We start from the raw sequence: 14,336 nt of genomic DNA, 5'->3' as shown, positions 1-14,336 counted from the left end.
TTACCCGGTCTGTCGTGGCATGAGAAATCCCGACTGGCAGCGCAATCAAGCCAGTCGGGATTGTTGCCTGTTCTCGCTCAGTTCAGCGTCTTGAGATCCGCGCGGGTCACGGCGATGACCAGCAGTCCGCCCAGCGGATGGAAGATCGCCTCGCGGCCCGCGTAGCGCAGGGTCACGGCCTGCAATTCGTCGCCCAGCAGGTGCTGACCGATGACGCTGGCGGTGGCCACGAAATGCCGGGCGTACATCGGCAGGCGCTCCGCCGCGCCGGGCGCACCCGCGCCGCCGGAAGGCAGCACGATCTGACCGTCAGCGTCCACCACGATCAGGTCTTCCACATCGCCCCGGCGGCGGTATTCTGCCACCAGCCGTTCCAGCTCGCTGGGGGCGGTCTGGGCTGCGGGTTGGGGCTGAACAGGTTCTGGCCGGATAGGTTCGGCCTGGACAGGTTCGGGCTGGACAGGTTCGGGTATGGCAGCCTCGACGGGCGCGGCAGCGGCCTCGGCGGCGCGCAGCAGGCCCTCCACCATCGGGATCAGTTCGTCGGGGCTGAAGGGCTTGCGCAACACGCCGTTTGCGCCGACCTCGCGGGCCTGCCGCCGGATATTGTCATCGACATTGCCGCTCATCAGCACGATGGGCCGTCCATCGAAGCGGGCGTCGCGGCGCAGCTCGGAACACAGATCCAGACCGCTCATGCCCGGCATGATCACGTCGGCCATCATCAGGTCGAAGTGCGGGTCGCCTGCCAGGGTTTCCAGGGCCTGCTCGGCGCTGATGGCGGAAAACGAATCCAGCGAATGCCGCTTGAAGGTGATCTCCAGCGCCTTGCGGACGCTGATGCTGTCGTCAACGATAAAAATCTGGGGCATGGGGTTCCTTTGTGGGCCGGGGGCGGGCAGGGGAGAGGAGGAGGGAGGCTCAGCGCTGAGAGAAACTGGCGCTCACATAAATTCACATAAGCCAGTGTTGAAAGAGTTCTCAGTGCAGTCGGGAGGCGGTCTCGTCGAGATCCACGGCGAGTTCCATCAGCAGGCGGTTGGTGGGGCCGGTCAGGTCAGCCTGAAGGCCCGGCGGCAGAGACAGGCAGTCGTAGAACCTGAACTGGCCGCCGCCCTGTTCGCTGTGGCGCAGCAGTTCCAGCACGGCGTCCCGGCCCGCGCGGCCCGCGCATTCGGCGTAGGTCAGGCGCCCCGCGCTCATGGTCAGGTGGCCGCTGCGGGAGGCGTTTCCGGCGGCTCCCACCGTGATCAGCCAGTGGCCGCTGCACTCCAGTTCCGCCGCCCAGTTCAGGAATTCGCTCAGGCTGAACGGTTCGAGCTGGCCCGAGAGCTGGGGCCGGGCATTGGCCCGCAGCGGCAGCGGGTACGCCGCGTCGTCCACGCCCAGCGCCTCCAGCGCCTCGGCCAGCACCTGCGGCCCCGCCGAGTTGGTGGGCAGGTCCGGCGGGTCGTGTTCGCCGTCGCCGATCAGATACAGGGGCAGGCTGCCGGTGTGGGCGTCGTCTCTCAGGATGCCGCGAAATTCCAGGCCACTCATGTCGGACATCACGGAGTCGCAGATGATCGCGTCCACCGGGGTCCGCTCCAGTTGGGTCAGGGCGTGCAGCGCGCCGTCTGCGTGGATCACGGTGACCCCGGCCAGTTCGGCCAGATGCCCGTACATGGCGGCGCGCGAGGGGTCGTTGAGAACCGTCAGGACCGAGCGCCCGGTCTGAAAGGCGGTCATGCGCCCACCCCGGCGGCGGCACCCTCAGCCTGGGCCAGAACACTGCCGATGCGGCGCAGCAGCAGCGCCTCGCCCACCGGTTTGGTGAAGTAGTCGTTCGCGCCCAGTTGCAGGGCCAGCCGCTGGTGCTTTTCCCCAGCGCGGGTGGTCATGATCATCAGTGGCAGCCCAGCGGTGGCGGGGCGGGCGCGCACGGCGGACAGCAGCTCGTAGCCGTTCATGCGCGGCATTTCCAGGTCGCTGACCACCGCGCCGAAGTCGGGGTCGAGTTGCAGCAGGTCCAGCGCTTCCTGGCCGTCGTTAGCGGTGGTCACCGCGTAGCCGCCACTTTCCAGCATGCGGCCCACCAGACGGCGCACGCTCAGCGAGTCGTCCACCAGCAGGATGCGGGTGCGTTTTGCCGCCGCGCCGCCGCTGCCCGTGGCTTGCAGGAAATCCTGCGGGCGGCGGGCCAGACGGCCCAGGCCCGAGGGATCGAGGACCGGGAAGGCGTTGCCGGAGGCCGACAGCGCCGTGCCCGACAGGTATTCCAGCCCGCTGAGCAACCCGCCCAGCGGCGTCACGCTGACTTCCTCGATCTGGCCGAAGTCGTCTACCCGCGCGGCCAGTTCCCCTGTGGGGGTGGCCAGCACCACCAGCCGGAAGGTGTCCTCCTGCGCGCCGCCTTGCGGCTGGCCCCAGATCGCGCGCAGGTCGATGATCGGTGCGGCGCGGCCCTCGAAGGCCAGTTCCGGGCCAGTCTCGCCGTGCTGGACCTCGCCCGCGCGGATTTCACGCAGGGCACGCACCGCGCCCACGGCAAAGCCCAGCTCGTGTCCGGCCACCTGTACCGGCAGCACGTCGATGACGCGGCGGGTGACCGGCAGGCGCAGCGTGAAGGTGGTGCCCTCGCCGCGCCGGGTCTTGATCAGCAGTTCGCCGCCCAGTTGCCGCGCGGCGGTGGCCACCACGTCCATGCCCACGCCGCGTCCGGCTACCGTGCTGACGGTTGAAGCGGTAGACAGGCCCGGCAGCAGGATCAGCCGCGCCCGGTCCTCGTCCGACATGCGGTCCAGTTCCTGCACCGAACGCAGGCCCTTTTCCAGCGCGCGGTTGCTGATGGTTTCCAGGTCCAGGCCCTGTCCGTCGTCCTGCACGCTGACTTCCAGGAAATTCTGATGCTCGGCGGCGCGCAGCCAGACCTGCCCACGCGCGGGCTTTCCGGCCTCTGCCCGCGACTCGGCGGTGCCGACACCGTGGTGCAGGGCGTTGGTCATCATGTGCATCAGCGGCTCGCTCAGGCGTTGCAGCACGGCGCTGTCCACCCGCACGTCCTCGCCGTCGCTGATGAACTCGAACCGGGCCTCGTGGTCACGCGCCCAGCGCCGCAGCCGGAAGGCAGCCTGCGAGAAGGCCACCCGGCTGGTCTGGGTCAGGTCCAGCCGCAGGTGGCGCAGCAGCTTGCCCAGCAGTTCGTTGTCGCCCTGGAGGTCGCCCACGTTGACCGACAGGCGGCGGCGCACCTCCGCGAAGTCGGCACTCAGCTCGGTGATCGAGCGGGCCAGGATGTTCAGGTCGTTGTATGTGTCGAATTCCAGCTCGTCGAACTGCTGGGCCGGATTGGTGGCAAAAGCGCCGCCCCTGCCCATGCCGTCCTCGCCCGTGGGTGCGGCGCGGTCCGGTATGGTGCGGACCATGTCGGGGTTCAGGTGACGTTCCTCGAAATCGCGCACGGTGCGCTGGAAGCGGGTCTGTGAGTCCTGCATGGCGCTCTGGAGGTTGTCCAGCCGTCCCAGCGTCTGGCCCAGCCGCGAGCGCACGGTGACCAGTTCGCCCATCTGCTCCAGCAGCGATTCGATCTGCCGGGCCGGAATGCGGATCGAGGCCGTTTCCTGGTTGATGGCCGGAGCCACGTCCTGGGCAGGTGCGCTGGCCTGCTGAGGAGTGGAGGTTGCCGGAACCACAGCGGCGGGCGTGTGTCCACCGGCCAGCGCGGCCATACGGGCGCTGAGGCCCGCCAGATGTGCGTCCAGGCCACCCGCGCCGCCGCCGCCCTCGGCCACGTCCAGAATGCGGTCCATGCCGCTCAGCGCGGCTTCCAGCACCTCGCGTACGCCGCCGTCCAGCCGCAGGACACCGTCACGTACACCGCCCAGCAGGTCTTCCATGCCGTGCGCGAAGTCGCCCAGACCGGGCAGGCCCACCATGTACGAGCTGCCCTTGACGGTGTGGGCGGCGCGGAACATCACGTCCAGATCGGGGCCGTGTTCAGCCGACGCACCTTCCAGCTCGGCCCGCAGGCCGCCCAGGTGTTCGCGCACTTCGGGGGCGAAATAGGACCAGATCTCGGCGTTCTCGCGCCAGAACTGCCGCAGCTCCTGTTCCAGGTTCGAGACGGTGTCCCCGTCCGCCGGGGTCGCGTCTGGCGCAGTGATCCCGTCGTCGTCGACCATCCGGCGCGGGTCTTCGATGGGCCGGGGCTTGAAGGCTTCCGGGTGGCTGCCCAGCAGGGCCAGCAACTGCGCTGCGCCGCCGCCGCGCGCGAAGACCAGCCCCAGGTCGATCTCGCGCTCGCCTTCTACAATGCGCTCCAGGCCCTGACGAAGGAGGGTCTGGGCGTGCGTCAGCAGCGCCAGATAAGCGGTGCGGGCCTCTCCGCTCAGCAGGGGCCGGGCCTCCAGCATGCGCTCGGTCAGCCCCGCCATCTTGGACAGTTGCATGAAACCGTACAGCCCTGCACTGCCGCGCAGCCGGTGGGCCAGCACGCCCAGTTCGGCCAAGTGCGCGGTGTCGTCCGGTCCCGCCAGGCCTGCGCTCAGCCCGGCCAGCCCGGCGTCCATGCGTCCCAGCACTTCCCCGGCTTCCTGCAAAAAGCTGCTGAGCAGATCGCTGTTCTCGCCCCGCTGTTCACTGGTGTCCATCTCGCTCTCCTCCGGCATTCTCAACCCCCCCTTCATTCTCAGATCTCCCTGTCTTGCCAGATCATGCTGTGTGACCAGACCACGCGGCGTTGCCGTACCACTCAGGACGGCAGCCGGAAACGGGTCAGGCTGGCGCTGAGGTTCTGGGCCAGAGTCTGAAGCTGCTCGGCGGCGGCGCGGCCCTGGGTTACGGAGTCCTGCGAGTCGCGGGCGACGGCGGCGATCTGCTCCACCGCGCTGCCCATGTCTTCCACACCCTGCACCTGTGCCCGCTGCGACGCGGCGATGTTCTCGGCCAGCTCGGCGGACTGCTGGGTCAGCGCGCCGATTTCACGCAGACGTTCGCCGGCGGTCCCGGCGACGCGGTAGCCCTGCTCCACCTCGCGGGTGCCGTCTTCCACGCTCACGATCACGTCCTGAATCTCGGCCTGCACGTTTTTAATCAGCGTGGCGATGCGCGCCGTGGCCTGCCCGGAGGTATCGGCCAGCTTACGCACCTCGTCTGCCACGATGCTGAAGCGTCCGCCCGCTTCCCCCGCGCCCGCCGCCTCGATGCTGGCGTTCAGGGCCAGCAGGTTGGTCTGCCGGGCGATCTGCGAGATGGTGTCCACGATTTCCTGAATTTCCAGCGAGCGGTCGCCCAGGCCCTTGATGCGCTTGGCGACGCCCTGCACCTCGCGGCGGATGTTCTGCATGCCGTCCAGCGTGCCGGTCACGGCTTCCTGGCCCTGCTGCGAGGCCAGCAGCGCGGCGCGTGCAGTCTCGGCAGAGTTCTGTGCCTGCTGCGCCACCTCGCGGATGGCGGCGGTCATGGCCTGCACCTGCACGGCCACGCGGGCGGCCTCGGCGGCAGTCAGTTGCGTGCCCTGGCCGATCTGATCGGTGGACAGCAGCAGCGCCTGCGAGCCGCCCGTCACCGAGGTCGAGGCGCGCTGCACGTCGCCCAGCACGTCCGCCAGCTCGGCGGTCATCAGATTGATCGAGTCCACCACGTTGCCCAGCACGTCCTCGGTCACGGTGCCGCGCCGGGTCAGGTCACCTTCTGCAATGTCCATGGTCACGTCCAGGAACTCAGAGATGTGGCCCTGCAACTTGATGGACTCCAGCCGCTCATTCTCGCCGCGCTCGGCGTTGGCGCGCATCTCGCTGGCGGCCAGGTTGAAGGTGGTGCCCAGTTTGCCCAGCTCATCGCGGGTGTTGACCGCCACCTGCACGTCCAGCTCCCCTTTAGACAGTCGGTTGGCCGCTTCGGTCAGGCGGGCCAGCGGGCGGGTGATCGACAGCGCGATCACGAACAGCAGCGTGAACATCAGCAGCGCGCCCATGACCAGCAATGCGATCAGGTTGCCGACCTCGCCGGTGCGCTGGGCTTCCTTGGCCGTCAGGATGGTTCCCAGGCTCTCGATGCTGTCATTCAGGCCGCCAAACAGGCCGGTGGCGAACGCCGGGACCAGCGCCGTGAGCTGGTCGGGCGTCATGCCGACGCGCTGCGGAAACAGCAGGTTGCTGTTGACGGCCCCAAAAATCCGGTCCGAACTTTCTTTGAGCCGGGCCTGCGCCGCCTGGAGCCTGTCGTTCATCGCGCTGTCCATGTTCACGGTGCTCTGCCCACTCAGGGCGCGGTCATACCCGGCCAGGATGTTGTCGTTGGCGGTCTTGGCGATGTCGTACCGGAGCTGCGCCTCGGTTCGGATGGTGGGGTTGATCTCGCTGCCGGGTTTTCCAGCCTGCTTGAGCAGCGGGATGGTTCCCGAGGCGATGGCCCCGGAGGTCGGCATGTTCTGAGGCATGATGCTGGTCACCAGATCGACCAGGGCGGCCTCGGCGCGGTTGTCGGTCTGTTTCATGCCGCTCTGGTTGGCAATGTCGGCAAAATAGGGGGTAATCACGTTGTTCAGGAGCTTGCTGTATTCCTGTTGCACGTCCACGGCGTTGGCGCTGCCCGCGTCCACCTGCCGGTTCAGCGCGCCGAGCGTTTCGCGCATCTGGGTAATCTCGCCCACCAGTTCCACATAGTCGTTCTCGTTCATCAGGGCTTCGAGTTTATCCAGCGCCGCCGTCATGGTCGCGCGCTGCTGGGCGTTGGTGGCCTTGGCCCCTGCCGCACCGTTGAGCACGTTCACCGACGACAGGCGCAGCAACTGGGCGTTTTGCAGAATGCTGGTCAGGGGAATCAGCATTTCCTGCCCGGACAGCTGCTGGCGCGCCTGGACAGCACTCGTGTTGACCTGGCTGATCTGGATGCCCAATACCACCGCAAAGGGCAGGCCAAGCAGCAGACCGGCGGTGGCCAGTTTCAGGCCCACTGGCATGCGGCCCAGCAGTCCAGATTTCACTTTATTGGTCTGGCGGGCGGGGCGGGTGGTCTTGGCAGCGCCGCTGCGGGGTGCGGGGGCAATCAGGCTGGGGTCGAGACGGGCGTTCTGTGACATGTGGGGTCTCCTGGTGGTCTGGCGCAGATGTGCGGGGCTGGAAGGCGGTGGTCAGGGCTGGGAAGAAACTGGGGAGGTTGGGGCTGGAAATCAGCCCGGCAGGCGGAAGCGAGTCAGGCTGCCGCTAAGGCGCTGGGCGAGTTCCTGGAGCTGCTCGGCCACCTCACGGCCCGTCTCGGCAGAGCGCTGCGACGCCCTTGCCACGTCGGCGATCTGGGTCACCGCGCTGCTCATGCCCTGCACGTCCCGCAACTGATCGCGCGCGGCTTCCGAGATGTTGCTGGCGAAGTGCGCCGTGACACCGGCCAGATCGGCCATCTCGCGCAGGGCCTCACCGGCCTGTCCGGCCACCGTATAGCCCTGCTCGACCTGCTCACTGTTGACCTGCATGTTCTGGGCCACGCCGCGCACATCGCTCTGCACCTCGGCGATCAGGCTGGCCATGCGGGCGGCGGCCACGGTGGACAGGTCGGCCAGTTCGCGGATTTCCTCGGCCACCACGGCGAAGCGTTTTCCGCCCTCGCCTGCGCCCGCCGCTTCAATGCTGGCGTGCAGGGACAGCAGGTTGACCTGCGAGGCGATGTGGCCAATCGAGTCCACGATTTCCTCGATCTGCTTAGAACGCTGGCTCAGCGACTGCACCCGCACGGACACGTCCTGCGAGGATTCACGGATGGCCTGCATGCCCTGCAAGGTACTGATGACGGCCTGCTGGCCGGTTTGTGAGGCGCTCAGGGCGCGCTGCGCCGAATCGGCGGACGCCTGCGCGATGGCCGACATCTGCCGGATGGCCACCGTCATATCGTTGGCCTGCTGGGTCACGCGCCCGGTTTCCTCGGTGGTGATCAGCGTGCCTGCCCGGATCTGCTCGCTGGAGTCCAGCATGGCCTGTGAGCCGCCGGTGACCGAGGTAGAGGCGCGCTGAACGTCACCCAGTACGGACGCCAGTTCCTCGGTCATCAGGTTGATCGAGTCCACCACGTTGCCCAGCACGTCTTCGCTGACACGTCCGCGCTGCGTCAGGTCGCCGTCGGCGATTTTCATGGTCACGTCCAGAAACTCCGCGACGTTCGCCTGGAGGCGCTGGGCATCCTGACGCTCGGTTTCGGTCTTCTCCTGGTTGACGCGCAATTTGGCCGTTGCTGCGTTGAAAGCCTGGCCCACCACGCCCAGCTCGTCGCGGGTGGTCACGGGCACGGAGACGCCCAGATCGCCCTGCTCCAGCGCGCGGGCCGAATCGGCCAGACGGCGCAGCGGGCCGGTGATGGCGCGGGCCACGGCCAGCAGCAGCAGCCCGGCCAGCAGCGTGATCAGGCCCACGGCCAGCAGCTCCTGGATCAGGGCGCGGCGTTCCAGCGATTCGCGGTTGGCCAGCAATCGCTCCACTTGCTGATTGCCGCTCTTGACGGCTTTGGACACCTGGGCGACTGCCGAGTCCAGCCCCGTCAGGTTGGCGCGGCCCTCCACCGACTTGCTCAGGTCCACACTTGCGGCGGTGGCGATGATCTGCCGCATGGTTTCAAGGTTGCGAGTGGTGTCCCCCAGGGTCTGGACCAGGCTATCGTCCAGCGCCTCGGCGCGCTTGACCGCAGCGAACGCGTCGTCGAGCGCCACACCTGCGCGGTTGGCCTCGTTGCGGTACAGCGGCGCCAGCACATCCACCAGCGCCGGCTGATTCTTGACGAGTTCCAGGGACTGGGCCAGGGCCGCCAGACTGCTCAGCCGCGCCAGAACCCTGGGCAGGGTGATCAGGGCGGTCTGGGTGGCATAGTTTGAAACTTCGCTGGGATCGAGGGCCAGTGTGGATTCTTCCAGCACGGCGTCCAGGGTGGGCAGCATCTGCTCCAGATTGAACTGCTGGTAGCTGATGGTGCGGAACAGGCCCCCCTGATCGGAACGGCTCTGTTGCAAGCCCTTCCACTCCCTAGTCAGCCGTTCGGTGGCGGCCAGACTGGCGCTCAGACCCTGGTCGGACATGGCGTTCTGCAAGGCCAGCAGGGTCTGGTCGACCTTCTCGGCGGCCACCTTGGCTGTCGAGCCGTATCCCCGCGTCTGGGCACGCACATACTCGGAGACTGAGTCCTGAACCTGAACATACGGATCAATCAGGCTGCTTCCGGCCAGCTTGCGTTCGATGGAGTGCAGGTCCCGCTGGTGGCCGCTGACGGTCAGGTACAGCAGGACCGTGATCGGCAGCGCGAACAGGCCTGCCGTGATGGCCAGCTTCTGACCCACCCCGATGCGGCCCAGCAGAGTGCTGCTGGCAGCCTTGGGGGCGGTCTCCATCGTGGCGGGTATGCGGCGTGCCTTGGTGATCAGGCTGGGATCCAGGCGGGCGTTTTGCGACATCGGGTGACTCCTTGAAAGGGGCGGGTCCAGCGGAGCTGTGGAAATGAGACGGGAGCAGGGACGGTCTGCGCTTCAGAGCGCCGGTCTCAGGCGGTCTGGAGGCGTCCGGCGATGGCAGCGGTCAATGCGTTCAGGCTCAGCAGCGCCGCGAGGTGGTCTCCCAGTTGGGCGCTTTGCAGCAGTGTCTGGCTAGCAGGCGATTGGGCAGCCAGAGATTGGGTGGCAGCCAGCTCGGCGCTCACGTTGCCGATGACCTCGTCGATGGGCAGCAGCAGGCTCTCGCCCGCGTGTTCGCACAGCAGGCCCAGGCGGGTGCCGTCCGGCTGTGGGGCTGCCTCGGCCATGCCGCCCAGCAGGTGGCCCAGCAGGGTGGGCAGGTTGACCACCGGTACGGCCCGTCCCTGCGCGCCCATCAGACCCAGCAGGCTGCCGCCACTGGCCGGAAGCGGCGAGAGCTGGCCCAGCGGGATGACCTGCCGCGTCTGCCGGGTGGGCAGCGCCAGCAGGCGTGCGCCGCTGCGGAACAGCAGGTAGGTTTCAGACGCCGGGTATGAACTTGGGGCGCTGGAAGCTACTGGACTGGAATTGACCGGGCTGGGATTCACAGCGCTCAGACGTGCCGGGCGATCAGGCTCAGGAGCTGTTCGGGGGTGTACGGCTTGATCAGGTAATCGACTGCGCCCTGCCGCATGCCCCACTTGACGTCCGTCTCTGCACCCTTGCTGCTCACGAAGACCACCTTCATGCCCTCGGCGGCGGGCAGTTTCTTCAGGGCGCGCAGCGTCTCGTAGCCGTTGCGTTCGGGCATTACCACGTCCAGCAGCGCCAGTTGTGGGCGCTCGGATTCGACGGCGGCCTCGACCCCCTTGGAGTCGGTCAGGGTGACGCAGTCGTGCGCGGTGCCCTTGAGGGCCTCGGTCATGAAGCGGATATCGGAGGGGGAGTCGTCGACGATCAGGATTTTTGCCATGTGGTGACCTTCCTTTGTGGGCCGCAGTGCGGCGCTGCTGGGTGGGTTTGCCCGTGAACGGGTCTGGGGTGGGTGGTCTGAACGCTGAGGAACGTATGCGGTTCCAGCCTTAGATTTCGCCCATTGCCCGAAACGATATGCACGCCGCCTACACAGAACTCTTACAGGGGTCTCATCTGAAAAAGGTCGCTGAAATCGGTATGAATTACCTCACATCCACTAAAATGTTTTGTGATGATTTATTCTTTACCAGCAGTTATGCACGCCGTCTGCATACCGAGATATGTAATGTCCGCGCGCGTCCAGAATTGACGCACACGTAAACTCTGGCCTATGCTGGGGGCGTCCGCTGTCCATGCAATCTGTCCTGATCCCCCCCCATTCCCGGAGGTAGAAAGTGGCCCTGAAAACGTTGTTCGACCTGAGTGGCAAGACCGCCCTGATCACCGGAGGCTCGCGCGGCCTGGGCCTGCAAATTGCCGAGGCGCTGGGCGAGTACGGCGCAACCGTGGTCCTGACCGCCCGCAAACAGAACGAGCTGGACGAGGCAAAAACCCATCTGGAAGGCCTGGGCATCAAGGCGCACGTCTACGCCAACGATCTGGGCAACTTCGAGAGCATCGATTCCACCGTGGAAAAGATCGTTTCTGAAGTGGGCAGCATCGATATTCTGGTGAACAACGCCGGGGCCACCTGGGGCGCGCCCACTGCCGAACACCCGCTGGACGCATGGCTGAAGGTCATGAACGTCAACGTCAACGGCACCTTTTTGATCACCCAGAGCGTGCTGAACCGCTGCATGTTGCCAGCGGGCGGCGGGCGCATCGTGAATGTCGCCAGCGTCGCGGGGTTGCAGGGCAACGATCCGCGCATGGCTGCCACCCTGGCCTACAACACGTCCAAGGGCGCTCTGGTCAACTTCACCCGCGCGCTGGCCGCCGAGATGGCCGACAAGGGCATCACCGTCAACAGCATCTGCCCCGGCTACTTTCCTACCAAGATGACCAAAGGCACGCTGGCCTACGGTGAGCAGGCCATTCTGGAATCCACCCCGATGCACCGGCTGGGGGGAGGCGAAGACCTCAAGGGTCTGGCCCTGTTGCTGTCCAGCGCCGCCAGCGGCTTCATGACCGGACAGAACATCGCCGTGGACGGCGGAGCCACCGTCGTATGAAGCCCGGCGAGCTGGCCTCACACGTCGGAAAGGAAGTGGCGCTCTCGGAATGGATCCTGGTGGATCAGGCGCGCATCGACGCCTTTGCCGACGCCACCGGGGACCACCAGTTCATCCATGTGGACCCGGAGAAAGCTGCCGCCGGGCCGTTCGGCATCACCATCGCGCACGGTTTCCTGACCCTCTCTTTGCTGGCCGGGGAATTCATGAACCACGGCGGCTCGGTGCAGATCGAAGGCGCGCAAATGACCGTCAATTACGGCCTGAACCGCGTGCGTTTCGTCTCGCCAGTAAAAGTGAACAGCCGTCTGCGCAACCGCGCCATGTTGCAAAGTGCAGAGCAGGGTGCGGGATACATGCAGATCACGGTGCTGAACACCATCGAGATCGAGGGGGAGCAGAGGCCAGCCGCGACGGCGGAAAGTGTGTTCCGGGTCTATCTGTGACCCAGCCTCTCCAGCCGGAAAGCACCGTCTACCTGCTGGAGAGAGATGGGGAAGTGCTGGCCCGGATGCCGCTGCGTGAGATGGAGATGTTCGCCTTTCACTGCAACTTTGAGCCGACGCCCACCTTTGAACCGTACCGCGCCTTATTTGACGAGGACGCTGCCGCCACAGACCGACTGGCCGAAGACGATTCGCCCGAACTGATGCAGCAGGCCGAGGCCGTGCTGGACCGCATCCTGGCCCTGAATCTGCTGATTCGGCGTGAGGGCGGCGGTGTTCACCGTCAGGCCCTGATCGGGATAGAAGGCAACCACGCCAGTTTTCGCCCACTCAACATTCAGGAGGAACCCCAATGACCGTATTTGACGTGACTGACCGCTCCCGTGACCTGCGCCAGCGCCTGCTGGCCTTCATGGACGAACACATCTACCCCAACGATGCCGAGGCCGCCCGTCAGGTGAACGACGGCAACCGCTGGGAACACCTGCCGCTGATCGACGAGCTGAAGCCCAAGGCGCGTGAGGCGGGGCTGTGGAACCTGTTCCTGCCGACGGCCAGCGACCCGGACGGCACCTTTGGCCCTGGCCTGAGCAACCTGGAATACGCCCCGCTGTGCGAGGTCATGGGCCGCGTGTGGTGGGCACCGGAAGTCTTCAACTGCGCCGCGCCCGACACCGGCAACATGGAAGTGCTGGCCCGCTACGGCACCCCCGAACAGCAGGAGCAGTGGCTGATTCCCCTGCTGAACGGCGAGATTCGCAGCGCCTTTTCGATGACCGAGCCGGATGTGGCAAGCAGCGACGCCACCAACATCGAATCCAGCATCACCCGCGATGGCGAAGACTATGTGATCAACGGCGAGAAGTGGTGGACGAGTGGCGCGGGCGATCCCCGTTGCGCCGTCAGCATCTTCATGGGCAAGACGGACCCCAATGCCGAGCGTCACCTCCAGCAGAGCATGATCCTGGTGCCGATGGACGCGCCCGGCGTGACTAGGGAGCGCATGCTGACCGTGTTTGGCTACGACGACGCGCCGCACGGCCACGCGCAGATGACCTTCAAGGACGTGCGCGTGCCTGTTTCCGCGATGCTGCTGGGCGAGGGCCGGGGCTTTGAAATCGCGCAGGGCCGCCTGGGGCCGGGCCGCATTCACCACTGCATGCGCCTGATCGGGCAGGCCGAGCGCGCGCTGGAACTGATGGTGGCACGGGCGTCCAGCCGCGTGGCCTTCGGCAAACCGCTCTCGGCGCACCAGCATGTGCGGGAGCTGATCGCGCTAAGCCGCATGGAAATCGATCAGGCCCGCCTGCTGACCATGAACGCCGCACACATGATGGACACCGTGGGCAACAAGGAAGCGCGCGGGCAGATCGCCGCCATCAAGGTGGTTGCGCCCAATATGGCGCTGGCCGTCATCGACCGGGCCATTCAGGTCTTCGGCGGCGCGGGCGTCAGCCAGGACACCCCGCTGGCCATGATGTACGCCCAGGCCCGCACCCTGCGCCTGGCCGATGGCCCCGACATCGTCCACATCGGCACCGTGGCGAAGGAGGAAATGCGCCGTCAGGGTGAGGCGGCACGCGGACGCGAGAGCGTGTTCTCGGCGTCCAAGTAGGATGAACAGAGAATGACTGACGACAGGCCGCCCGAACGTGTTTTTTCTGGCACTATGTCCACCCGTGGCCGTGTCACCGTCCCGAAAGTGGTGAGGGAAGAAATGCAGCTCAGGCCGGGCTGTCGTCTTGTCTTCGTGGCCCGTGGCAGAGAGGTTAAAATCCTTCTTGAGGACGGAGAGCAGGAAAGCGAATGAGTGAAACTTGGGCAGAGTTTCACTATTACGCAGACCCCACAGGGGATTCAGTTTTTGAGCAGACTTCCATCGTGTGCAGTGCATGCGGTAAACATCGCGAATGGAAATATCAGGGTGTTTTCTACTCCATTCACGATGATCTGGTCATTTGCCCGTGGTGTATAGCCGATGGTCTGGCGGCTAAAAAATTTGATGGGGAGTTTCAGGAAGCCGATTTTGCTGAGACGGCAAGCCGCGATAGTGTGCTGGCCGTCAGAACTAGAACTCCGTCTGTTGCCACATGGAATCCAATTTTCTGGCCAGACCATTGCAGCGAGTGCTGCCAATATATCGGCGATTTAAGGAATCACTGGTCTGTTGAAATTATTGAAAGCGCGACGGCTCAGGCAGACATTCGTGCAATTGCTGAAATCACGAGAATGACCACAGGTGAAATTTTAGAATGGGCTAAGCGAGGGGCAATCTATCTTCGCCTCTTCCAATGTGTTCAGTGCGGAAATTACCGCCTGGCACTTGATCTTGATTAA

The 14,336-nt window shown here is 65.7% G+C and carries 12 protein-coding genes; 5 read left to right on the top strand and 7 right to left on the bottom strand.

The window, feature by feature from the left end:
* Nucleotides 1-77: 77 nt before the first annotated feature.
* From BOO71_RS13835 to BOO71_RS13800, 7 genes are all read right to left on the bottom strand, one after another.
* Complete coding sequence (locus tag BOO71_RS13835; RefSeq protein WP_075833319.1) at nt 78-872, bottom strand: response regulator; 795 nt, start codon at nt 870-872, stop codon at nt 78-80.
* A 109-nt stretch (nt 873-981) separates the two neighbouring features.
* On the bottom strand, nt 982-1,728 hold the full coding sequence (locus BOO71_RS13830) for a DUF4388 domain-containing protein (protein ID WP_075833317.1): 747 nt from the start codon (nt 1,726-1,728) through the stop codon (nt 982-984).
* Nucleotides 1,725-4,628: a hybrid sensor histidine kinase/response regulator gene (locus BOO71_RS13825; protein ID WP_075833315.1), complete on the bottom strand. Its 2,904-nt coding sequence runs from the start codon at nt 4,626-4,628 to the stop codon at nt 1,725-1,727. Before BOO71_RS13825 ends, BOO71_RS13830 begins: the two co-directional genes overlap by 4 nt.
* Before the next feature lie 101 nt (nt 4,629-4,729).
* Nucleotides 4,730-7,060 carry a methyl-accepting chemotaxis protein gene (locus tag BOO71_RS13820; protein WP_075833313.1) on the bottom strand — a complete coding sequence of 777 codons (2,331 nt, stop codon included), beginning with the start codon at nt 7,058-7,060 and terminating at the stop codon, nt 4,730-4,732.
* A 90-nt stretch (nt 7,061-7,150) separates the two neighbouring features.
* A complete protein-coding gene (locus BOO71_RS26420; RefSeq protein ID WP_083653424.1) occupies nt 7,151-9,409 on the bottom strand; it encodes a methyl-accepting chemotaxis protein in 2,259 nt (752 codons plus the stop codon).
* An 86-nt stretch (nt 9,410-9,495) separates the two neighbouring features.
* A complete protein-coding gene (locus BOO71_RS13805) occupies nt 9,496-10,014 on the bottom strand; it encodes a chemotaxis protein CheW (protein WP_254843163.1) in 519 nt (172 codons plus the stop codon).
* Between the two features lie 5 nt (nt 10,015-10,019).
* Nucleotides 10,020-10,379 carry a response regulator gene (locus BOO71_RS13800; RefSeq protein ID WP_075833311.1) on the bottom strand — a complete coding sequence of 120 codons (360 nt, stop codon included), beginning with the start codon at nt 10,377-10,379 and terminating at the stop codon, nt 10,020-10,022.
* A 397-nt stretch (nt 10,380-10,776) separates the two neighbouring features.
* On the opposite strand from BOO71_RS13800, the gene BOO71_RS13795 reads away from it, so the two are divergent.
* From BOO71_RS13795 to BOO71_RS13770, 5 genes are all read left to right on the top strand, one after another.
* Nucleotides 10,777-11,553 carry an SDR family oxidoreductase gene (locus tag BOO71_RS13795; protein WP_075833309.1) on the top strand — a complete coding sequence of 259 codons (777 nt, stop codon included), beginning with the start codon at nt 10,777-10,779 and terminating at the stop codon, nt 11,551-11,553.
* Entirely contained in the window at nt 11,550-11,999 is a 450-nt protein-coding gene (locus BOO71_RS13790; protein WP_075833307.1) for a MaoC family dehydratase, read from the top strand. Before BOO71_RS13795 ends, BOO71_RS13790 begins: the two co-directional genes overlap by 4 nt.
* Nucleotides 11,996-12,355, top strand: a complete 360-nt coding sequence (locus BOO71_RS13785; protein WP_254843162.1) for a hypothetical protein — start codon at nt 11,996-11,998, stop codon at nt 12,353-12,355. The genes BOO71_RS13790 and BOO71_RS13785 overlap by 4 nt, the downstream gene beginning before the upstream one ends.
* Entirely contained in the window at nt 12,352-13,614 is a 1,263-nt protein-coding gene (locus BOO71_RS13780; RefSeq protein ID WP_075833305.1) for an acyl-CoA dehydrogenase family protein, read from the top strand. The genes BOO71_RS13785 and BOO71_RS13780 overlap by 4 nt, the downstream gene beginning before the upstream one ends.
* Nucleotides 13,615-13,805: 191 nt before the next feature.
* Nucleotides 13,806-14,336: a CbrC family protein gene (locus BOO71_RS13770; protein ID WP_075833301.1), complete on the top strand. Its 531-nt coding sequence runs from the start codon at nt 13,806-13,808 to the stop codon at nt 14,334-14,336.

The sequence above is a fragment of the Deinococcus marmoris genome (genome assembly GCF_001949125.1).
Classification (GTDB): domain Bacteria; phylum Deinococcota; class Deinococci; order Deinococcales; family Deinococcaceae; genus Deinococcus; species Deinococcus marmoris_A.
Note: the sequence above shows the minus strand (reverse complement) of the source record. Positions and strands in the feature narration are given on the sequence as shown.